The 22,497-nt window shown below is 45.5% G+C and carries 14 protein-coding genes; 12 read left to right on the forward strand and 2 right to left on the reverse strand.

From position 1 onward, the window contains the following. Both L0660_RS03425 and L0660_RS03430 read right to left on the reverse strand, forming a co-directional pair. Positions 1–1,950 (reverse strand): glycoside hydrolase family 127 protein, encoded by a 1,950-nt coding sequence (locus L0660_RS03425; protein ID WP_235158180.1) that lies wholly within the window; start codon positions 1,948–1,950, stop codon positions 1–3. A 63-nt stretch (positions 1,951–2,013) separates the two neighbouring features. Beyond that, the gene (locus L0660_RS03430; RefSeq protein ID WP_235158188.1) at positions 2,014–3,381 is read right to left on the reverse strand and encodes a sigma-54 dependent transcriptional regulator; all 1,368 of its coding nucleotides are present in this window, start codon (positions 3,379–3,381) and stop codon (positions 2,014–2,016) included. 361 nt (positions 3,382–3,742) lie between these two features. On the opposite strand from L0660_RS03430, the gene L0660_RS03435 reads away from it, so the two are divergent. The 12 genes from L0660_RS03435 (at position 3,743) to L0660_RS03485 (ending at position 22,411) form a co-directional block, all read left to right on the forward strand. Beyond that, positions 3,743–4,990 carry an efflux RND transporter periplasmic adaptor subunit gene (locus tag L0660_RS03435; RefSeq protein WP_233796328.1) on the forward strand — a complete coding sequence of 416 codons (1,248 nt, stop codon included), beginning with the start codon at positions 3,743–3,745 and terminating at the stop codon, positions 4,988–4,990. Positions 4,991–5,077: 87 nt separating this feature from the next. Then, a complete protein-coding gene (locus L0660_RS03440; protein ID WP_026632278.1) occupies positions 5,078–5,755 on the forward strand; it encodes an ABC transporter ATP-binding protein in 678 nt (225 codons plus the stop codon). 10 nt (positions 5,756–5,765) lie between these two features. Further along, entirely contained in the window at positions 5,766–6,179 is a 414-nt protein-coding gene (locus tag L0660_RS03445; protein ID WP_235158190.1) for a DUF1129 domain-containing protein, read from the forward strand. 11 nt (positions 6,180–6,190) lie between these two features. After that, on the forward strand, positions 6,191–8,620 hold the full coding sequence (locus tag L0660_RS03450) for an ABC transporter permease (protein WP_235158192.1): 2,430 nt from the start codon (positions 6,191–6,193) through the stop codon (positions 8,618–8,620). Positions 8,621–8,662: 42 nt separating this feature from the next. Beyond that, complete coding sequence (locus L0660_RS03455) at positions 8,663–11,047, forward strand: ABC transporter permease (RefSeq protein ID WP_235158193.1); 2,385 nt, start codon at positions 8,663–8,665, stop codon at positions 11,045–11,047. Between the two features lie 64 nt (positions 11,048–11,111). Next, positions 11,112–11,339: a DUF433 domain-containing protein gene (locus tag L0660_RS03460; RefSeq protein WP_233795576.1), complete on the forward strand. Its 228-nt coding sequence runs from the start codon at positions 11,112–11,114 to the stop codon at positions 11,337–11,339. Positions 11,340–11,353: 14 nt separating this feature from the next. Then, positions 11,354–11,704: a DUF5615 family PIN-like protein gene (locus L0660_RS26275; RefSeq protein WP_409013382.1), complete on the forward strand. Its 351-nt coding sequence runs from the start codon at positions 11,354–11,356 to the stop codon at positions 11,702–11,704. Between the two features lie 242 nt (positions 11,705–11,946). Continuing rightward, positions 11,947–14,403: an ABC transporter permease gene (locus L0660_RS03465; protein ID WP_235158194.1), complete on the forward strand. Its 2,457-nt coding sequence runs from the start codon at positions 11,947–11,949 to the stop codon at positions 14,401–14,403. A 25-nt stretch (positions 14,404–14,428) separates the two neighbouring features. Next, complete coding sequence (locus tag L0660_RS03470) at positions 14,429–16,849, forward strand: ABC transporter permease (protein ID WP_235158195.1); 2,421 nt, start codon at positions 14,429–14,431, stop codon at positions 16,847–16,849. A 53-nt stretch (positions 16,850–16,902) separates the two neighbouring features. Next, entirely contained in the window at positions 16,903–19,317 is a 2,415-nt protein-coding gene (locus tag L0660_RS03475; RefSeq protein ID WP_235158196.1) for an ABC transporter permease, read from the forward strand. Between the two features lie 25 nt (positions 19,318–19,342). Then, complete coding sequence (locus L0660_RS03480; RefSeq protein WP_235158197.1) at positions 19,343–21,721, forward strand: ABC transporter permease; 2,379 nt, start codon at positions 19,343–19,345, stop codon at positions 21,719–21,721. Between the two features lie 318 nt (positions 21,722–22,039). Further along, positions 22,040–22,411: a hypothetical protein gene (locus L0660_RS03485; RefSeq protein WP_233795582.1), complete on the forward strand. Its 372-nt coding sequence runs from the start codon at positions 22,040–22,042 to the stop codon at positions 22,409–22,411. The last annotated feature ends 86 nt before the right edge of the window (positions 22,412–22,497 follow it).

The raw sequence follows: 22,497 nt of genomic DNA on the forward strand, positions 1-22,497 counted from the left end.
TTACCGCGCTTTGTTAAACCAGATCACCATTTCATTCGGGCCGCGGTTAGCCCAGGCGTAATAAGGAATGAGCGTTACATTACCGGCTTCGGCTTTCAGAACATTAATGCCGCCCAGCAAGCTTTGCTGATAACTCGCAGCGAAGTTCTGGCTTTCCGAGATAGGTATATCCAGTGCCTTTCCGTTGTTGTCATGGCCTTCTGCGCAATACAAAACAGGTCCCCGCTCGATGGCTATTTTATCTTTATTAGCCGTAATGTTTTCGTTGGAAATGATCTTTCTGACCGGCATATCCAATGCCAGCTCCAACTGGTCCCCTTTTTTCCAGTTACGAGCCAGCTTTATATAACCTTTTTCAATCGTTGCAGGCATGTTTTTGCCATTAACCCGCAATGTTACGGGCTTGGAATCTTTGTTGGTATACGCATACAAGTTACCGGGAATCGCCTCGCCCGTTGCCCAGCCCGGAATCCGCACCGACAACGTGAAGTTTCCTGCCTTTTCCGGATCGACCAGTATTTTGACATTCCCGTCCCAAGGATAATTGGTTTGCTGCGCCAGTTTAACAGCATTATTATTTACTGTTAATGTCGCTTCATTATCTGCAAAAAGATTGACGATCAGCTCGTTGCCTTTTGTTGCATAAATATAGGCAGGCATTGATGGCAAGAACCGGGATACATTGGTAGGGCAGCATGCCGTTCCAAACCAGGCTTGTCTTTCAGCGCCAGAGCCCTTGTTAAAATCATTGACACCATTGGAAGCCATGGGGTTTACATAAAAAAACTTATCTCCCTTGACCGACATGCCACCCAAAAAACCATTATAAAGTACACGCTCGAAGACATCAATGTATTTGGATTCACCCGTATACAGATACATTTTATGGTTCCAAAGCATGTTGGCAATCGCCGCGCAAGTTTCGGCATACGCGTTGTCATTCGGTAGGACGTAAGGTTTGTCAAAAGCTTCGCCATCCTCGCGCGCGCCTACGCCGCCGGTGACATACTGCTTTTTCTCCGTGGCATTGTTCCATATTGTGTGAATAGCATGGCTGTGTTCAGGTTCGTCCTCGATCGTCAGCATGTCCGCAACGGCTGTGTATAAGTATTGCGCACGAACCGCATGACCGACCGCTTCTTTTTGTCTCACAAACGGAACCTGGTCCTGGAAATATGCAGGGCCAAGTTTGTGCTCGTCCAGATACAAAGCACGCTTATCCGAGCGACCACGCATATCAATGAAGAATTTGGAAAGATCCAGATATTCCTTTTTTCCAGTAGTCCGGTAAAGTTTGATCAATGCAATTTCAATCTCCTGGTGTCCGGGAACGACTAACAGCTGGCCAGGTTTGGTGCCAAAAGTCTTGACGAGGTGATCTGCATTTTTGGTGGCAACATCGAGCAGTGTTTTCTTGCCCGTGGCTTCGTAATGGGCAATGGCCGCTTCATAAAGGTGCCCCACATTGTAGAGTTCGTGGCTGCCGTTTTCGAATCCGTAGCGGTAAGGGCCGGCAATCCAGTCGTAAGAACCGGTGGTGTCTTTATTGATGGTCCGGATTGTATATAAATAGCCATCCGGCTCCTGTGCGGCTGCAAAAAGCGTGATCAGGCTATCCAGATAATGGTCCAGCTTGGGATCATATTGGTTTTGCAGCACATAGGACGCGCCTTCCACAACCTTAAAAACGTCAGAATCATTGAAGCGTACGCCTTCGAATTTTCCCTTTTTGAGCCCGCCAGCCACCGCAAAATTGTCGATCCGGCCCGATTCTTCGCATTGTTGCAAAGCATGCGGAACGGTCACTTCACGTGCAGCTTCCACGCGTGTGTGCCAGAAACCTTGTTTGGTTTTTACATTTTTAAGCGGAACAGCGTTGATTTTGCTGTTTTGCGCAAAAGACAACTGATAGCAAAACAGCAGGGAGAACAGCAAGAAATATTTGGTCATTATATGAATAAATTGAGATTAACCTGAGAAACTTTATTCGATATGACCCAAAAAACATGCCAATTAAAGGCCGTACTTCTCCATTCTCCGGTAAAGTGCCGCGCGGCTGAGACCGAGCTCACGCGCTGCATCTGTAATATTTCCGTTAAAACGTTTCATCGCTTTCACGATCAAAGTCTTCTCCATATCTTCCAGGTCGAAGCCGGTGGCGGTAGTTGGCGTGCCGCCGGAGCTTTTCAGGAAAAGGTCGTCGGGCTGCAATGTTTTTTCCTGCGAAAGAATCACAGCGCGTTCAATCGCGTGCTGCAATTCGCGGATGTTTCCCGGCCAGTTGTACTGCTGCATTTTCTTGATCAATGCACTGCTGATGTCGTTAACCGGGCGGTTGTATTTCTTGCCGTATTGTTTAAGATAATATTCGGCCAATGCGCTGATGTCCTCCGGACGCTCACGCAATGGAGGCAAGTCCAGTTCAATGGTGTTAATCCTGTAAAGCAAATCCTGGCGGAATGTTTTTTCAGTCACCATTTTTTCAATATTCATATTCGTAGCGCATAACAGCCTCACGTCCAGAGAAATGGGTTTATTTGATCCCACCCGCGTAACGCGCCTTTCCTGAATGACAGTCAGCAACTTCGCTTGTAATGCCAGCGTAAGGTTTCCTATTTCATCCAGAAAGATGGTTCCGCCTTTGGCCTCTTCAAATCGCCCTGCACGGTCTTCTTTTGCATCCGTAAATGCACCCTTAACATGACCGAAAAGCTCGCTTTCGAACAGACTCTCACTCAATGCACCCAAATCCACAACCACGAACGGCTTGTCGGCGCGCTTTGAATGCTGATGTATATGCTTGGCCAGCTGTGTTTTACCCGTCCCGTTCTCGCCCAGAATCAGGACATTAGCATCTGTGGCGGCTACGCGTTCTGCGGTGGCCAGCACTTGTTTCATTGAATCACTTGACGCTACTATAGCTTCGACGGTTGACTTGCTTTTTTTGCCGTCGTCCTTGCTTTTTTCCTCCGCAACAACCTGTATTTTATCATTGCCCCCTTCAAGTGCGCCGCTGATCGTGGTTAGGAGCTTATCATTTTCCCAGGGCTTCAGCACGAAATCCGTGGCACCGGCCTTGATCGCGCGAATGGCCATTTCAATGTCTCCGTATGCCGTGATCATGATCACTTTAGAAGCTGGCTTAATGTCCAGAATGCGATCCAGCCAATGAAAGCCCTCGCGGCCGCTGTTCACGTCGCGGGTGAAGTTCATGTCCAGCAGGATCAGGTTATAATCGCCGTTGGTAACAAGGAATGGCAGTTTTTGCGGATTTTTTTCAATGTCCACCGCTTTGGCGTGGCGCTTCAAGAGGAGTTTGGCCGCACTTAATACGTCGACATCGTCATCGATGATCAGGATTTTTGCTTCAGAGAGTTGCATGGCTGGTTTTGGAGTTGCTAAGGGCTAAATCCCTTTATTGGCTATTGTTTGGAAAGATAGCAGAAGCATTTTGAAATTTAATTTTATAACCCGTTAAAAAGTCAGTATTTTACCCTAATAAGCATAAAAATGGCTTGTCCGCACCCGAACAAAATTGTCCGTTATCGGACATTCAAAATGGTTTTAAATAAGGTTAAGGGATTGATATTTAGTGTTTTGTATGGCTATGGCTCCTTTGGCATAGGGATTGGATAGAATAGATCAAAGTTTAACAGCGAATCCAATCACCAACAATATAATGGAAGTCAAAACACCTAACTCATCCAGCACCAGTAACAACGGTTTCACCGGGGGCTCGACCATGGATAAAATCAAACCAAAGAAATTCTGGAACACACAACGCATTGGCATAATCGCCGGCAGCACGCTGCTGATTGCCTTTTTAGTATATCAATTTTTCTTTGCCGATAAACGCAGCAAGCTTAATGTTGAGCAAGATAAACTGACAGTTTCAACGGTTAAGCAAGGCAAATTCGACGAATTCATTGTGGTAACCGGCGTGGTGCAGCCATTGAAAACTATTCAATTGGATGCTATTGTAGGCGGATATGTTACCGAGAAACTTATTGAAGGCGGTAACATGGTAAAACAAGGCGATGTACTTTTAAGATTGGAAAACCAAAACCTGAAACTAAGCTTTCTACAATCAGAAACGGAGGCGAGCCGACTGGTAAATGATCTTCAGAATACACGCCAGAGCTTGCGTATTGCCCGGTTTAACCTGCAAAAGACATTAAGCGAGCTTGATTTTCAGATCGATCAGGCGAAGGATGCACATGAGCGGAATGCTAAGCTTTACAAGGATAAAGTGATTCCGGATGCAGATTATTTGAAAACAAAAAGAGAATTTGACCGCCTGACCAAACAGCGCGAGATTGAAGTTGAATCACAGAAATATCAGGAAGAAAACTCCAAAATGCAGATCGCGCAGCTGGAAGGAACATTGGCCAGCACGCAGAAAAACGTGAACCTTTGGAGACAAACGCTTGAAAACCTTTCGGTTAAGGCACCCGTTTCCGGCTTACTTTCTTCCATGAATGTGGAAGTGGGATCGAACATTAACCAGGGTCAGAACATTGGACAAATCGATGACCTGAACGGTTTCAAGATGCGTGTAAGCGTGGATGAACATTATATTTCGAGGATCTTTGCTGGCTTGATGGGTTCGATGGAATTCAATGGAAAAGATTACGGATTGAAGATCATCAAAATCTATCCGGAGGTTTTGAGCGGAAGATTTGAAGTGGACATGCAATTTGATAAAGGCGCTCCTGAATTGATCAAGAGAGGCCAGTCGGCTCCGATTCGTCTGCAATTGGGACAACCTTCACAAGCAACGTTGCTTCCGGTGGGTGGATTCTTCTCCGAAACTGGCGGAAACTGGGTATATGTGGTGGGTGAGGACGGCAAGCGTGCTTCGAAACGTAAAATTACATTGGGCCGCAAAAACCCTGAGTATTTCGAGGTTCTGGAAGGTTTGCAGCCAGGTGAGAAAGTGATCACAAGCTCATACGAGAACTTCGGGGACAATGAAGTGCTGGAATTTTAAGAATCAGAGACTCTATTAGTAATCAATTCAATCAATCATAAAAGGCCCATAGCCCTCAGCTGAAAGCCGATAGCCAAAGAAAACCCAATGATCAAAATTAGCAACCTTCATAAGATCTTTTCTACCGAGGAAGTAGAAACCACTGCCCTGAACGGCATTGACATGGATGTAAAAGACGGCGAGTTTGTCGCTATCATGGGGCCATCCGGTTGTGGTAAATCTACCTTACTGAACATTCTCGGCCTGCTTGACAACCCTAGTGAAGGCTCCTACGAATTCTACGGCACAGAAGTAGCCAAGATGTCGGAAAGGCAGCGTGCGCAAATCCGTAAAGGTAACATTGGATTTGTATTCCAGAGTTTTAACCTCATCGATGAACTGACTGTTTATGAGAACGTTGAACTTCCATTGCTTTATCTGAAAACACCGCCAGCCGAACGCAAGGAGAAAGTAGAAGCAGCATTAACCCGCATGAACATGATGCACCGCCGCAATCACTTTCCACAGCAACTTTCCGGGGGGCAGCAGCAACGTACGGCCATCGCCCGCGCCGTTGTGGCCACACCAAAAACAATCCTTGCGGATGAGCCTACGGGTAATCTCGACTCCAAAAACGGGGAAGAAGTAATGAACCTCCTGAGCCAGCTGAATGCAGCAGGGACCACCATTCTAATGGTAACGCACTCACCATATGATGCCGGTTTCGCACACCGTATCGTCAACTTGTTCGACGGCAAGATCGTGACCGAAAAAGTGCACGTTTAGATCAGGCGCCATGAAAAGAATCCTTACAATCCTCCTCGCCGGCGTAAGTACGCTGGCGATCGCACAAAAGAGAATGAGCCATAGCCACGTGCTTTCAGCTCCGCCTGCGCCTGTTGCGCCTTCCGCTCCGGCTGCACCTCACGCGCCGGTTCTTTATTCTTCCGCAGATGCCAAAGCGCAAATCTGGATCTCCGACGATGAAAACCAGCAGCACGCTACGATCATTGACGACAATGGGTATTCAAAACAAGTGAGGTTCAATAAGGAATCGGGAGAGCTGTTTTTGCAATACAAATTCAGCAAACGGAATGAAGAATTCATTTACGAAAAAACGGTGAATGCGGCGGAGAAATCAGAAGAAGAACGCCAGCAGATCATTGACCACTTCGAGATTGAAATAGAGCTTCCCGGACGGGGCATTTAAAAACAACGGACATGCTGCAGAATTACATTAAGATCGCGTGGCGGAACCTGCGTAAGCATAAGTTTTATTCATTCCTGAACATTTTCGGATTGGCACTCGGCCTTGCAAGCTGTTTGCTGATTACGCTTTATGTATCGGATGAGCTCAGTTTTGATAAGTCTTTTGAACACGCAGACCGCATTCACAGGGTCAATGCAGACATTCGTTTTGGTGGGGCAGATATGGCGCTTGCCGTTGCGCCCGATCCGCTCGCATTTACATTAAAAAAGGATTATCCACAGATTGAACAGGTTGTGCGGCTTCGTGAGAATGGAAGTCAGCTTGTACGCCGGTCCGAGGGCACTGAGAACCTGAAAGAAGATCAGGTATGCTTCGCAGATTCTACATTTTTCAAGGTATTTTCTCTTCCGTTAATCATGGGTGATCAGGAAAAGGCCTTGAAAGATCCCTATACTGTGGTAATCTCGGAAAGCAATGTGCTCAAATATTTTGGGAAAGAAAATCCGATGGGTAAGGGCTTAACAATTGATAATGACCAGACTTACACGGTAACAGGCGTGATGCAGGACATTCCTGCGCAGTCGCATTTGCGGGACATGAATATGCTGCTGTCCATGAGCTCCAATCCTGAAAGTAGGCTGAATGGCTGGGGAAGCCATAATTTTAACACTTATTTATTGCTTAAAGAAGGTGTCGATCCCAGGCAGTTCGAAAAGAACTTCGAAACTGTTTTGCAAAAATACACAGCCAAATGGCTGGTAAGCTTCATGGGTGCATCGCTGGATGAGATTCGCAAGTCGGGTAGTTACTTGCGTTACTCGCTTATTCCGCTGACTGAAATCCATTTGCATTCAGACCGTACGGCTGAGATTAATGTGAATGGCAATATTCAATACGTATATATATTCGCGGTTGTTGCTTTGTTCCTCCTGACCATTGCTTGTGTCAATTTTATGAACCTGGCAACGGCCCGCTCCTCAAACCGGGCAAAAGAAGTCGGCGTCCGCAAAGCGCTGGGTTCTGAGAGATCTTCGCTGGTCAACCAGTTTCTTACGGAATCGGTCATGCTTAGCTTTTTTTCACTGGCATTGGCTGTTTCGCTGGCATATTTCGCTCTTCCGCTTTTCAATAATCTGGCAGGCAAGCAAGTTAAATTTCCGATTGGCGAGGTTGGATTTTGGATAATATTATTGATTACGGGTGGTGTTGTGGGTGTTCTTGCAGGGAGCTATCCTGCATTTTTCCTGTCGGCCTTCAATCCACTGAAAGTTTTGAAAAACAGCGTAGAGCTGCAAGGAAAGGGAGGCTATCTGCGCAATGCACTCGTTGTTTTTCAATTTGTGATCTCGGTCATGCTGATTGTCGGCACCGGTGTTATTTATCGTCAGCTAAATTTTATACAAACTAAAAAACTGGGCTTTAATAAGGATCAGATGTTGATCGTGAATGATGCTTATGCTCTCAATAAGCAGGTTACAGCATTCAAGGAACAGGTAATGCGACTTCCGAATGTGGAAAATGCCACGGTAACAAGTTTCCTGCCAACGCCATCGTCACGTACAGATAATACATTTTTTCCGGCTGGCCAAATGCAGCAAGACAAGGGCATTAGTATGCAGAACTGGGCCGTTGATTATGATTTTATAAATACTATGGGATTGCAAATGGCGAACGGTCGACCATTCCAGGAAGAATTCCCTTCGGATTCATCTGGCATTATTATCAACGAGGCCGCTGCAAAAGTGCTCGGGTATGCTCAGCCCATTGGGAAGAAGATATTCGGATATGCAGATCAGGAGATGAAACAACGCATTGATTATACGATCATTGGCGTTGTAAAGAACTTTCATTTTGAATCATTAAAGAAAAATATCGGTGCATTGAGCCTGGTGCTTTCGCGCAGCATCGGAACAGTCGTTTTCAAATTGAATGGCGGCGCTGTAGCCCAAACCGTTGATCAGGTGGAGCAACTCTGGAAGAAAATGGCTCCGGGGCAGCCGTTCAGCTACCGGTTTATGGACGAAGATTTCAACAATGTTTACCGCAGCGAGCAGCGCGTAGGGCAGATCTTCATCACATTCGCAACGATTTCGATCATTATCGGCTGCCTGGGATTGTTCGGTTTGTCGGCTTACACGGCTGAGCGGCGCACAAAGGAAATCGGTGTGAGAAAGGTGCTTGGTGCGAGCGTTGCCAACATTGTGGCTTTGCTTTCAAAAGAATTTTTAAGGCTGATCATTATCGCGATCCTGATCGGCATCCCTATCGCCTGGTTTGGGATGAACCAATGGCTCAACGATTTCGCCTATCACGTAGACCTGGAGTGGTGGATGTTCCTGGCAGCCGGGGCGATTGCTATCACCATTGCGTTGCTAACGGTTAGTTTTCAAAGCATTAAGGCCGCACTTATGAACCCGGTGAGGAGCCTGCGGAGCGAGTAGGGGGCGCTTAGAGAGGTAAGTCAACATTCATACCCAAAAGCCATGATCAAAAACTATCTGAAAATTGCCGTTCGGAGTTTGATGAGGAATAAAATTTTCTCCTTTATCAATATTGCCGGGCTTTCGCTCGGGCTCACTTGCTGCATGCTTATTGTGCTATATACCAAGGATGAAGTCAGTTTTGACCGGTTTCAGGCGCATAAGGATCAGCTTTTCCGCATAAAGGTAACCCTGTCGGACAGCCGTGAGACACGGACGCTCGGCAGTACAAATGCCATTCACGGACCGAGCTTTAAAGCGGAGATTCCGGAGATTAAGGAGATTGTGAGGGCGCAGAGCAACACGTTTGTGACGAGGAAAGGCAATGAGCTGCTGAGCGAAGATGTGCTGTTTGCTGATAACAATTTCTTCACAGTTTTTTCGATACCGCTGGTTGCAGGCGACCCTGGAACGGTGCTGTCCAATGTCAATTCGATAGTTCTGACAGAAGAAATAGCTGAGAAATACTTCAATACAACGGATGCGGTTGGCAAGACAATGGAGTTGAAAATCGGCGATACTTTTGAGAAGCTGGTTGTATCCGGCGTGGCCAAAAAGTGCCCGCAGAATTCTTCAGTGCAGTTTGGTGCTGTGATCCCATTTGAGTTGCAGGTCGTGAGAGGCTGGACGGACAAAGATTGGCTGGGTTTTTATATGAACACATTCGTTTTGTTGCATGATAAAGCCAGTTACCAGGCCGTTATTCCTAAACTAAATCAGGTTTTCAAAAGCAAATCAGCCGAGGAAATCAGCAAGATCAAGGACTTTGATCAAAAGATCAATTTTAGTCTGCAACCGTTCCTGGATATCCATCTCGACAGCGAAGTAAGCGACTTGCGCAATGGCCTCGGACGCGGCAGCAGCGCTATTTACAGTTATATCTTATCTGGCATAGCCATTTTCATCCTGCTGATCGCATGCATTAATTTTGTAAATCTAACTGTTGCCCGTTCCCTGAAAAGAGCCAAGGAAATCGGCATCAGGAAGGTTGTGGGAAGTCAGCGGAAGCAATTGATTTACCAGTTTCTGGGTGAATCATTTTTTCTTTCGTTTGTGGCATTTGTCTTTGCAATTGTTCTGACGCTTGCTGTTTTGCCTACGTTCAATGAGCTGGCCAATAAACAATTGGCATTGTCATATTTACTGGATAGCAAGCTGGTTTCCGGATATTTTGCATTGTTCCTCGTAACCGGGGCAGTGGCGGGCTTTTATCCCGCATTGGTGCTCTCCGGATTCAGCCCGGCGCAGACATTATACAACCGGACCAGGCTGACACAGAAAAACTATCTGACCAAAGGCCTGGTCGTTTTTCAGTTTGCGTTGTCCGTTTGTCTTGTCATCGGGACGATTGTTATTTATTCACAATTTAAATATTTGACAAATAAGGACTTAGGTTATAACGACAAAAATCTGATGAGTTTCAGCCTTGGTCGGGGCCAATCCGGTGAGAAGTATCTGGCTGTGGTGAAAGAAGAACTTGAAAGCATTGCAGGCATAGAAGAGGTTGCAGCATTTAACGGCAATTATAACGGAACACTGGCCAATATCGAAACCGGGAAAATGAATTTTGGATACATCGGCGTGGACGATAATTTTCTTAAAACCTTGGGAATTCCGATCGTTAGGGGACGTAATTTTTCCAAAAGCTTTCCTTCTGATCCTGTGCAGTCTGCGGTTGTGAATGAAGCATTTGTGAAAAAGGCCGGATGGCAGAATCCAATTGGGAAGCAAATTAATTTTGAATGGAAGAATCAAAAATTGACGGTCATCGGCGTAGTCAAAAATTATCATTATGCCTCGCTGAAAGACACAATCCAGCCGCTGTTGATGACGCAGGATCCTAATTATGGGTTAAGCACCTTATTTCTCAAACTGAGCAATGGGAACACTGTGGAAACCGTAAAAACGGTTGAAAAAATATTTCGCAAATACGTGCCGTTTATGCCGTTTGAATATCAATTTGAAGATGCGAAAAACCTGAAACGCTACGAATCGGAAGCGAAGTGGAAGGAAATGATCACATTAGCGGCCATGCTGTCCATTTTTGTTTCCTGCATCGGGCTATTTGGCCTGGCGACGTTCAACGCGGAAACGCGGGTGAAGGAAATCGGCATCAGAAAAGTGCTGGGAGCGTCCGCCGCCAGCATAGCAGCATTGCTATCTTCTGATTTCATCAAACTTGTGCTGGTTGCCATAGTCGTTGCCTTGCCCTTTTCCTATTACGCGGCAGACACCTGGTTACAGGATTTCCCTTACCGCATTGCCATTTCCTGGTGGTATTTCGCCGTCGCTGCCCTATTAGCCATCACCGTCGCCCTGTTAACCGTAGGCTATCAAAGCATCAGAACAGCATTGATTAATCCGGTTGAGAGTTTGAAGAATGAGTAGAGGTTTGGGATTAGGCAAATTTTGGAATATTGGTTAATTTTGAGAAGAACTGAATTCAAAGCTTATGATCTTAGACCGAATAACATTTGATCCGAACATGATGGGGGGGAAGCCTTGCATCCGCGGAATGCGGGTTACGGTTGGAACGCTCGTGGGCCTTGTAGCCTCGGGGAGCACTTTTGATAACATTTTGCAGGCTTACCCTTACATAGAGATCGAAGATATTAAACAAGCATTATCGTATGCAGCCTGGCGGTCGGAGGAAATCGAAATGCCTTTTCAAGCTGCATGAAGATCTTGATTGACATGAACTTGTCGCCACACTGGGTTGAATTCTTTGCTGGTAAGCAAGTTCATGCAGTCCATTGGTCGGCGGTCGGAAAAGCGACAGATCAGGACGAAATCATTTTTGAATATGCTCGGCTGAACGGTTACATTGTCTTTACAAATGATCTGGATTTCGGATCGATATTAGCCGCGACTAATGCCACAAGTCCGAGTGTTTTTCAAGTCAGAAGTCAAAGTTTACTGCCACATTTGATTGGGGAGACAGTAGTAGCGTGCTTATCCCAATATTCCCTCTACCTGGAAGAAGGCAGTTTGGTAACACTGTATGAACAGCGGGCGAAAGTTCGGATCCTACCTCTTCGTGCCTGACTTTTTATAATAACATTCCAACCAGTCCATTACCGAACAAAAGTGTCCGAAACCGGACACTTTTGTTGCTTTAAATTAGATACAATGAATTGATAATGAGTGTAATACGACGCCTATCCGACTCGTGGTATAATTATTCAATAGACTCAAATATCTATTTAGCTATGAAAAATAAAATATCCTCTTCGCCTCATGAAAATGAGCGCGTTTGCGGGGTCAAGATTAATTAAGGAAAACTAGCCATGATTAAAAATTATTTGAAAATTGCCTGGCGGAATGTGCTTAAAAGTAAGCTCTTTTCCGCCATTAATGTGTTTGGACTATCCGTTGGGATGACATGCTGCATGCTGCTGCTCCTATACATCCAAAGTGAAATTTCGTTTGACAAACAGCACGAACACATTGACGACCTGTATCTCCTGCGCAGCGAAAATGTCCAATCCAGTGGTGAGAAAATGGATAACCCGCGCGGTCCGGCACCATACGCACAGGCTATGAAAATGGAATTTCCGGAAGTGGTGCAGGTCACCAGACTTTGGCAGAATTTCCTGGAAGACAAGTCGCTATTTACTGTAAACCAGCCGGGGCAAGGCGAAAAGTCATTCTACGAAACCAAGGGAATTCATGCAGACTCTACATTCTTTGATGTTTTTACCTACGAATTTGTCGAAGGCGATCCGCACACGTCGTTGAAAGATGCGCATTCTATGGTCCTTTCGGAAGCTGCTGCCCATAGGCTTTTTGGAAGTGGGCCTGCGCTGAACAAGACGGTTAAAATTGGCGGGAAGTCAGGGAATAATGAGAATTTCAAGGTAACCGGCGTTTTTAAAAGTCAGGAAGGGAAGTCGCACATTGATGCAAATTATTTTGTCTCGCTCCAAGTGGGCTGGGTGGGCGATTACCTGCGGCAGCCAGATCTGAATTTTACAAGTAACAATATGTTTTACCATTATCTGCGTTTGAAGCCTGGCACCAGCGCAGAAAAATTTAGTCAGAAACTTCCTTCATTTATCGAAAAATATGCACGTAAGGATTTGAAAATCGCTGGTTTTGATAAAAAGCTTGCATTACTTCCGGTGAAAGACATTCACCTGTTCAGCAGGATAGATAAGATTGTTACCAGCACCACGAGCACCACTTACCTGTATGTCCTTGCTTCGATAGCGATCTTTACATTGCTGATCGCCTGCATCAATTTCATGAATCTCGCGACCGCGCGCTCGGCAAAGCGTGCCGCAGAAGTGGGAATGAGAAAAGTAATGGGTGCAGGAAAAAGTGGCTTGATCGGTCAGTTTTTGGGTGAATCCCTGGTACTCACATTCCTCGCGCTCATTGTTGCGGCTGTTTTTGTGGTTCTCTTTCTTCCTATTTTTAATCAGCTTGCGGATAAAGCATTGTCTTTATCGGAACTCTTCAAGCCTGAAATCATTGCCTCATTTGTGGTTCTGGCATTCATTACCGGCTTGCTGGCCGGGAGTTATCCAGCTTTTTATCTTTCCGTTTTCAACCCGCTGGATGTCATCAAGGGAAAATTTGTCAATTCGGTGTCCGCTACTGCATTGCGTAGAGGGCTGGTTGTGTTCCAGTTTGTGATCTCAATTGGCCTTGTTGTTGCCACGATGGTTATTCAGGGGCAAATCAAATTTATGCAGGAGCAGCCATTAGGTTTTACCAAAGAACAACAAATTGTAATTTCGTTCAGAAGTGAGGAATCGCGTAAAGCGTATACTGCCCTCCGTAACGAGATTTTAGAGAATAATCAAATTACCGCCGCTTCGGGAACAGCCTATTATCCGGGTATTCTCAATCCGAGTGATATGTCTGTTTTTCTGCCTGGACAAAGTGTAAATGAAGATGGATTAGTGAAAACAAACTGGGTGTCTCCCGACTTCATGGAAACCATGGGTTTCAAAATGGCGGCAGGCCGAATGTTTTCTGCCGCATTTCCGGGCGATACCAATTATAAGATTGTAGTGAATGAAGCTACATTGCGGAAGTTTGCGATCCCGCTGGAAAAGGCAGTTGGGCAGCACCTGGACTTTAATTCGGGCAATAATGCAATCAGTTCGCTCGAAATTGTAGGTGTAGTGAAAGATTTTCATTATCAGGACCTGCATAAAGCCATTGAGCCGTATGCCTTTTTTTTAAGTGCCGATGCAAATCATAATTACATTATCGCCCACGTCAACACGAAAGATGTAAGCCGGGTTCTGCCCTTTATGGAAGCCAAATGGAAGTCGCTTGTGCCTGGTGAGCCATTTACATATACATTCCTTGACCAGGATTTTGAAAGTAATTATGCTGCTGATGCACGTACAGCCAGGATTGTGAATTCTTTTACGATTATTTCCATTCTGATTTCCTGTCTCGGTTTGTTCGGTTTGGCGGCTTTTGCGGCGCAGCAAAGGATCAAGGAAATTGGTGTAAGGAAGGTTTTGGGCGCTTCAATCGGCAGTATTGTCGGGTTGCTTTCAAGTGATTTTATCAAATTGGTGATCATTTCCATGCTGATTGCAACGCCGCTGACCTGGTACATTATGAATCAATGGTTGCAGGATTTTGCTTACAAAATTAGCATTCAGTGGTGGATGTTTGTGGCAGCAGGTGCATTGGCAGTTGTTATCGCTTTGATCACTGTGAGCACACAGGCGATAAAGGCAGCAGTTACCAATCCGATTAAATCGTTAAAAAGTGAATAGAAATAAATATTAGCCTGATAATCAAATGTTCAAAAATTATCTCAAAATCGCGCTGCGTAACCTTTGGAAAAGCAAGGGTTACGCGTTTATTAATATTGTAGGCTTGTCCGTAGCATTCTGCATCAGCGCTTTCCTGTTCCTGACGGCTTACTTCCAGTTGTCATTTGATAATTTTCATAAAGACAAAGAGCGCATTTATCAAACCTATTTTATGTCCAATGATCCGGAAAAAGCGCAGGCTTCCGGCTCGATGCCTTTTCCGCTAACACCCGCGTTGAAAGCGGAATTTCCGGAAATAGAAAGCATTACGAGAGTGGTGAACGGCAGTGATGTGCTTGAATACAAAGGGAAATATTTTGATAAACAAGTAATGTTTGCGGACCCGGATTTTCTGAAGATATTCACTTTCCCACTTGAAAAAGGGACGACGGAAACGGCGCTGCAAGATTTGAGCAGCATTGTCATCAGCGAAAACATGGCTAAGGCCATATTTGGAAAAGAAGATCCGATGGGCAAGTCGTTGAAAGTTGGTTTGGATGAAAATCGTAGAGAATATGTGGTTACAGGCGTTTTGAAAGACTTCCCTGAAAACTCGACAATCAAGTACGATGCATTTGTGCGAACAGAAAACGACCGGGGATATCAACAGTCGAAGGAGCAGTGGGACGCGCATTCACACAGGGTATATTTAAAATTGACTCCTAATGCAGATCAGGCAGCGTTTGAAAAGCGGCTGAAACCATTTGCAGAAAAATACTTCGCAGATAATATTACCAGTTTAAAAAGAAAGGGTGCAAAGCCGGACGAAAGGGGTGACATTTTTGCAATCAGGATCCAGAGCCTGAAAAACCTTCGTTTCGATTCAAGGATATCAGGCGGAGGGGCGGCGCCGATTGCGCTTGTATATGCGCTGATGGGAATCGGTTTTTTTATTCTTCTGATCGCTTGTATCAATTTTATCAACTTGAATGTCGCCCGGTCATTCATCCGCGCGAGGGAAGTGGGTGTCCGCAAATCGCTTGGCGCATTGAAAAACCAACTGTTTTTCCAGATCTGGGGAGAAGCTGCCGTGATCTGCTTTTTTGGCTTCCTAACCGGTGTGATACTTGCTGTTTTATTGTTGCCAACCTTCAATGCCACTTTCCAAAGCAAGCTAAGCCTGGATTACATGCTGGAACCGGACAAAATTGCGCTGCTTTTGGGACTGTTTATCCTGGTAACATTGATTGCAGGCGGTTATCCGGCCTGGCAAATGTCCAAGTTCAATGCGGTGGAAGTACTGAAGGGCAAGGTAACATTGAAAAAGCCCGGCGTGCTTCGGAATTCATTGATTATCGCGCAATTTACATTATCAAGCTTACTGATTTGCAGCACAATAATTGCCGTTCAGCAGGTTAACCATTTGCGGACTCAACCGCTCGGATTTGATAAGGAGCAGGTGATCAGCATTCCTGTTGGTAATAAGATCAATGGCAATAAAGTCCTGCGGAGGCTGCGTAATGAGCTTGAAGGAGATCCTAATGTGCTTGCTATCAGCGGAAGCGCAGTGAACTTGGGTGTGGGCAAGGACAGAAGCACGTCCAGGAGCGTAATTGGATTTACCTATAAAGAAAAAGAGGTCACAACTGACTGGCTCCCCGTTGATTATGATTATCTCAAAGTGCTAAATATCAATTTGCTGGCAGGGCGTGAATTTAGCCCGGCCGTTCCAAGTGACTCGCTGGATAGGGTGATTATTACGGAAAGTATGGCCAAAATGATCCAGGAAAAGGATCCGGTCGGCAAATACTTTCAGACTGATACGGCCGGTGTTAAATATCAGATCATCGGTGTAATTCCGGACTTTACGCTCTATTCTTCCAAGAATGAGAAAAAGCCTATTACCATGCATTTGGGCGGCTCGGGGTCTGTGAATTATATTTTGGTCAGGGTTACTCCGCAGAGTGTGCGCATGGCCATGGATAAGTTGAAAAGTGTTTGGAATGAAGTCGCACCCGAAACAGAATTCACTGGAACATTTGTGGACGAAAACACCAATTCCTGGTATCGCGAGGAAGGACATTTGTCGAAAGTTTTCAGCCTTGCTTCGGGCATCGCAATTGTTCTTTCCTGCCTGGGACTTTTCGCCGTCGCATTGATCGTGATGGAGCAGCGGACCAAGGAGATTGGTGTGCGTAAAGTGCTGGGTGCCAGCATTGCGAGTCTGGTTTTTGTGTTGTCCAAAGATTTCGTCAAGCTGGTTTTGATCGCAATTGTCATTGCCACGCCGCTGGCCTGGTTCTTCATGCAGAAATGGCTTGATAATTACGCCTATCGCATTGAAATCAACCCATTAATCTTCGTTTTAGTAGGTCTGGCAGCAATAATGGTCGCCGTGGCAACAGTAGGTTTCCAAAGCATCAAAGCCGCATTGATGAACCCGGTGAAGTCGCTGAAAAGCGAGTGATGCAGGATATAGCGCATTTTAACATTCTCCATTGAAAAAGCATTAACACAGCCATGATCAGGAACTATCTCATCACCTCTTTCAGAAATTTACGGCGCAACTGGAATTTCACTTTGATCAACATTACCGGACTTACATTAGGGCTGGCTTGTTGTTTGCTGATCTTCTTTACCGTCCGGTATGAGCTTAGTTTTGATCGGCATCATAAGCATGTGGACCGCATTTACCGTATCCTGAAACATACGAAAGGGGAGGTAGACAAGGGTTATAACACAGGAATGCCGCTTCCGGCTTTGGCAGCACTACGGAATGATTTTCCAGAGATCCGAAATCAGGTTTCCTGCACATATGCCTTACGCGGCGCACTGGTAACGATTGGCGAAGGGCCAAACAGGAAAAAGTATCCTGAGGATAATAATGCGGTTTCATTTATCGATCCCGAATATTTCAAAATATTCGATTGCAAATGGTTAAAAGGTTCTGCTGCCACTTCGCTGAACAATCCGGGCACAGTGGTGCTTTCTGAGAACCAGGCGAAAAAGTATTTTGGGAATGCGGATCCGATGGGAAGAACCATCCGGGTCGAAAACCATAAGAATTTTATTGTTACCGGCATTATCCAGGACCCGCCTGCGACGACAAACTTCCCTTTCACAACCATGCTGTCGTTCGCGTCGCTGAAAGATTACGGCTCATTTACGAACTGGGACGACTGGCAAAGCACTTACGGCGGTGGGCAAATGTATATGATGCTGCCGGAAAATGTGAGCGAAGAAAAAATGGAGCAGCAGCTGGTTTTATTTGTCAAAAAATACAGAGAACCAAAGGATGCGGCGACCGAAGAGTTTATCCTGCAACCTGTTAATGATATTCATTTTGATACAAAAACCTCCAATTACACCGGCAGAACCATCAGCAAAGGAATGATCTGGGCAATGGTTCTGGTAGGGTTGTTTATTTTAATTACGGCTTGTGTAAATTTCATAAATCTTGCGACCGCGCAGGCGCTCAGACGTGCCAGAGAGGTGGGCGTAAGAAAAGTGTTAGGCAGCACCAAGGGGCAGTTATTAAGACAATATTTTTCAGAAACTGCGGTCATTACCTTTCTGTCTGTTATCCTCGCGCTGATCGTGGCGCAGGTTGTGCTGCCCAACGTTGCCAACATCCTGAACATCAAGGCGGAAGGCGTTGTTTTCGTTACAGATGCTTCGGTTATGACATTTTTGGTTGTGCTGACTATCATAACGACCGTTCTCGCCGGTTTCTATCCTGCAATGGTGGTGTCGGGTTACCAGCCTATCCTTGCATTAAAAGGCAAAATGCGGACGGTGGGAAGCGGACAGGCGAATTTGCGTTCGGGACTTATTGTGTTGCAATTTACCATTTCTCAGATCGTGCTCGTCGGAACATTGATTGCTTACAGTCAGATGAAATACTTCCGTACACTGGACCTTGGTTTTCAGAAAGACGAAATTATCTGTATGCAGATTCCAAGCCAGGATCCGGGCGTTATGGAAGGTTTGTATGCTAAGCTGGCAAATGAACCGGGGATTAAATCCATGAGTTTCAGTGCCTTTACACCGATGTCGAGGAGCAATTGGCAGACGGGTTTTAAATATGAGAATGATGCTGAATTTCTTGATTACGAGATTGTTATGCGGCCTGCGGATACGGCTTATGTGAAAACTTATGGTTTGAAGCTCATTGCCGGTCGCATGTATTTGCCGGCGGACACTATGCGGGAATATGTGGTGAATGAGGCATTTGTGAAAAAATTAGGTTTCAAAAATCCGGCTGAGGCGATCGGAAAGCGGCTTACAATCGGTGGATCGGAGCATAAGCTGCCGATTGTTGGTGTGGTTAAAAACTTTAATACATATAGTCTGCACCGTGAAATTATTCCCTGCGTGCTTACCAGCGATCGAGGCAATTACCGCACATTAGGCATCAAGCTGTCGGAAAATGCGGATGCGAAGCAAATCGAAAGGATTGAAAAAGTTTGGTCAGCCACATTCCCGGATTATTTATTCAGCTATACATTCCTGGATGAAACGCTGAACAGTTTTTACGAAAAGGAGTCCAAATTGTTTGACCTGTTCAAAATCCTTACAGGAATCGCCATTTTTATCGGTTGTCTGGGCTTATACGGCGTCGTGGCTTTTATGGCTGAATCGCGCACCAAGGAAATGGGCATTCGCAAGGCGATAGGTGCGTCGGCATTTAATATTTTCAGTTTGTTTTCGGTCGATTTTATAAAATTGGTCTTAATCGCATTGGTCATTGCGTCTCCTATTGCATGGTATGTAATGAAGGGTTGGCTGGAAGATTATACGTATCAAGTGGAGATCAGTGCCTGGTTATATGTCGTGGCTGGCATCGGGGCGGTCATTATTGCATTGGTAACAATAAGTTTTCAGAGCATCAAAGCAGCTTTAGTGAACCCAGTTACATCATTAAGAAGCGAGTAACGATTCACCCAAAACTGCACAGGCAATGATCAAGAACTATTTGAAAATCGCATTCCGGAATCTCTCAAAAAACAAGATCTATTCATTCATCAACATTGCCGGGCTGGCCGTAGGCATCGCGGTCGCAATGCTGATCGGACTTTGGGTATGGGATGAGCTGTCATTTAATAAATATCACAAAAACTACGACCGGCTTACGCAAGCGTACATTAGTCAAACGTTTAATGGCCAAACGGGGAGCGGAAGGGCCGTGTCGCTGCCGGCGGTGGCGGAAATGGCCAACAGATACTCCGCAGATTTTAAAAACACCTCCATGGCATCGTGGAATTTCGGGCATTTGCTGGCCAATGGTGATAAAAAAATCAACAAACCAGGTATGTGGGCGCAACCAGCCCTTCCCGAAATGCTTTCTTTGAAAATGCTGAAAGGCGATTTGAAAACAGCATTGAAAGAGCCAGGCTCGGTTGTTATCTCAGAATCGGTTGCGAAGGCACTTTTTGGTAAGGAAGATCCTTTGAACAAAACACTTAAACTGGACATTAAGAAGGATGTAAAAGTGACTGGCGTTTATGAAGACATTCCCTTCAACTCTGAGTTTAATGAGCTCAACTTGCTGCTGCCCTGGAATGATTATCTGCTTGCCGAGAATTGGGTAAAAGAAGCTCAAACGCAATGGGGAAACCATTCTTTCCAGTTTTATGCGCAGGTTGCGGACCATGCAGATATTGAAAAGGTGTCCTTAAAAATACGGGATGTGGAACTGCCGCATGCTTTTTCGAAAACGGATAAACCACAATATTTTCTGCATCCGATGAGCCGCTGGCACCTGTATTCGGATTTTAAAAATGGCAAAAATGTAGGTGGTGGCATCCAGTTTGTGTGGCTATTCAGCATTATCGGCGTCTTTGTGCTGCTGCTGGCCTGCATCAATTTTATGAATCTAAGCACCGCAAGGTCCGAAAAACGTGCGAAAGAAGTTGGTATTAGAAAGTCTATCGGATCATTGCGCAGCCAGCTGATCTTCCAATTCCTGAGCGAATCGTTTCTGGTGGTTTCCTTCGCATTGATCCTCGCTATTCTTATTGTTTTGGTTGCGCTTCCTGCGTTCAATGATTTGTCCGGCAAGCACGTGAGTTTTCCTTGGCAGTACATTCAGTTCTGGTTGATGCTGGTCATTTTCTCATTATTCACGGGCCTGATATCAGGCAGTTATCCGGCCTTTTATTTGTCATCGTTCAATCCGCTTGCCGTTTTGAAAGGCACATTTAAAGTGGGTAAGTGGTCAGCCGTGCCGCGTAAAGTGATGGTTGTAATGCAGTTTACAGTTTCTATCACATTAATTATCGGAACGATCATCGTTTTCCAGCAAATCCAGCATGCCAAAAACAGGCCGGTCGGTTATGACAGACAAGGGCTTTTACAGATCAATATTTCGCCAAATCTTTTTGGCAAATATTATCCATTGCGTGACGATCTGCTGAAATCCGGCGTGGTATACGAAATGAGTGAATCGTCAAGTCCTACGACCGGCATTTATTCCAATCAGATCGGTTTTGAGTGGGAAGGGATGGAAGAAGGTTCTGTTCCTTTGTTCGGGACCATTGCTTGTACGCATGATTTTGGAAAAACAATTGGCTGGAAAATCATTGAAGGCCGCGATTTTTCGAGAGAATTCTCGACAGACACAGCAGCATTTGTATTAAATGAATCGGCTGTTAAGCTGACGGGTATAAAGGATATTATTGGTAAAACGATCCGCTTTAATGGAAAACCGAGACAAGTGGTGGGCGTTGTTAAGGATATGGTTATGCAATCTCCCTATGAGCCTGCCGTCCCGACTGTCTTTTTAATGGATTACGAATGGGCTAACCTGATCAATGTGAAGCTATTGCCTGGCGCTCCCATAGAAAAGTCTCTCAAAAAAGTAGAGGCCATATTCAGGAAGCACGATCCGGATTCGCCATTTGAATTCAAGTTTGCTGACGAGGAATATGAAGCTAAATTCCGCGCTGAGGAACGGATCGGGAAGTTGGCGAGAGTTTTTGCGGTGCTGGCTGTGTTCATATCCTGCTTAGGTTTATTCGGTCTGGCCGCTTATACGGCTGAGCAGAGAACCAAGGAAATCGGTATCAGAAAGGCGCTCGGCGCAAGCGTTGCACAGATGTGGGCAATGCTCTCCAAAGAATTCGTCTATCTGGTCATCGTTTCCTGCGCCATCGCATCACCCATCGCATTGTATTTCCTGAGCGACTGGCTGAAAAAGTATGAATATCACATTGAGCTAAGCTGGGTCGTTTTTGCCGTCTCGGCCATCACTGCCATCCTGATCACATTACTGACCGTAAGTTTCCAAGCCATCAAAGCCGCATTAATGAATCCCGTGAAGTCGCTGAGGAGCGAGTAGGGTTCTTTTTTTCTCTCTTTCTGTCTCTCTCTCTCTGCCTCTGCCTCTGCCTCTGCCTCTCCTCCCCGGGTTGAAACCCGGGGTTAAAAATGTACGTGCCTGACGGCACTTGTCAGGACGAGTGCCGTCAGGCACGAAAGATTTCCTGGCGCCGGGTTTCAACCCGGCTTTTATAAATATATAAAAGCAATTCATCGGTGCGGATGGGCAGATGATCTGGTAATTGTTACAGTTTGCAGATTGCTTTTCTGGTGCGTTAAACGTTTGTGGAAAATAGGCCTCTAACCTACATAAACAAACAATTTAATATTAGAAACCATGAAAAAGACCATCTTAGCAATCGCAACAATAGTAACATTGACCATTGGTAACAGCTTCGCACAACGTTACCGCCATGAAGTTCCAGCTGTGAACAATTCGCGCGGAGACAATGCTTTGGAGGAATACCAAATCAACAAGCTGGACCAGATTGTAAAGCTGACCCGCAAGCAGGAAAACAAGATCAAAAAGATCGAAAACCACTATGATGAGCTGATGTCTAACAGACGATACAGCAGTTTTCAGAATGCAAAAAGACTGGAAAAAGCTAAACAAAAAGACATCCTCGAAGTGCTGACACCCGTGCAACGCCAACGCCTGTTTGCGTACCAGAACAGCTACAATAACGGACGTTACAACCGAAGAGGTTAATCAAACCTTACCTGATTTTTTTGACTTGCTAAGTTTTGAAGGACGCTGTTTCTTCGAGATTTAGCAAGTCTTTTTGTTTTCAGGCA

It is taken from the genome of Dyadobacter sp. CY351, from assembly GCF_021502625.1.
In the GTDB taxonomy this organism is placed as follows: Bacteria; Bacteroidota; Bacteroidia; order Cytophagales; family Spirosomataceae; genus Dyadobacter; species Dyadobacter chenhuakuii.

What these genes read in the sequence shown, in the direction of transcription:
- L0660_RS03425 (WP_235158180.1), bottom strand. Translation starts at nt 1,950, where the DNA reads ATGACCAAATATTTCTTGCTGTTCTCCCTGCTGTTTTGCTATCAGTTG.
- L0660_RS03430 (WP_235158188.1), bottom strand. Translation starts at nt 3,381, where the DNA reads ATGCAACTCTCTGAAGCAAAAATCCTGATCATCGATGACGATGTCGAC.
- L0660_RS03435 (WP_233796328.1), top strand. Translation starts at nt 3,743, where the DNA reads ATGGATAAAATCAAACCAAAGAAATTCTGGAACACACAACGCATTGGC.
- L0660_RS03440 (WP_026632278.1), top strand. Translation starts at nt 5,078, where the DNA reads ATGATCAAAATTAGCAACCTTCATAAGATCTTTTCTACCGAGGAAGTA.
- L0660_RS03445 (WP_235158190.1), top strand. Translation starts at nt 5,766, where the DNA reads ATGAAAAGAATCCTTACAATCCTCCTCGCCGGCGTAAGTACGCTGGCG.
- L0660_RS03450 (WP_235158192.1), top strand. Translation starts at nt 6,191, where the DNA reads ATGCTGCAGAATTACATTAAGATCGCGTGGCGGAACCTGCGTAAGCAT.
- L0660_RS03455 (WP_235158193.1), top strand. Translation starts at nt 8,663, where the DNA reads ATGATCAAAAACTATCTGAAAATTGCCGTTCGGAGTTTGATGAGGAAT.
- L0660_RS03460 (WP_233795576.1), top strand. Translation starts at nt 11,112, where the DNA reads ATGATCTTAGACCGAATAACATTTGATCCGAACATGATGGGGGGGAAG.
- L0660_RS26275 (WP_409013382.1), top strand. Translation starts at nt 11,354, where the DNA reads ATGAACTTGTCGCCACACTGGGTTGAATTCTTTGCTGGTAAGCAAGTT.
- L0660_RS03465 (WP_235158194.1), top strand. Translation starts at nt 11,947, where the DNA reads ATGATTAAAAATTATTTGAAAATTGCCTGGCGGAATGTGCTTAAAAGT.
- L0660_RS03470 (WP_235158195.1), top strand. Translation starts at nt 14,429, where the DNA reads ATGTTCAAAAATTATCTCAAAATCGCGCTGCGTAACCTTTGGAAAAGC.
- L0660_RS03475 (WP_235158196.1), top strand. Translation starts at nt 16,903, where the DNA reads ATGATCAGGAACTATCTCATCACCTCTTTCAGAAATTTACGGCGCAAC.
- L0660_RS03480 (WP_235158197.1), top strand. Translation starts at nt 19,343, where the DNA reads ATGATCAAGAACTATTTGAAAATCGCATTCCGGAATCTCTCAAAAAAC.
- L0660_RS03485 (WP_233795582.1), top strand. Translation starts at nt 22,040, where the DNA reads ATGAAAAAGACCATCTTAGCAATCGCAACAATAGTAACATTGACCATT.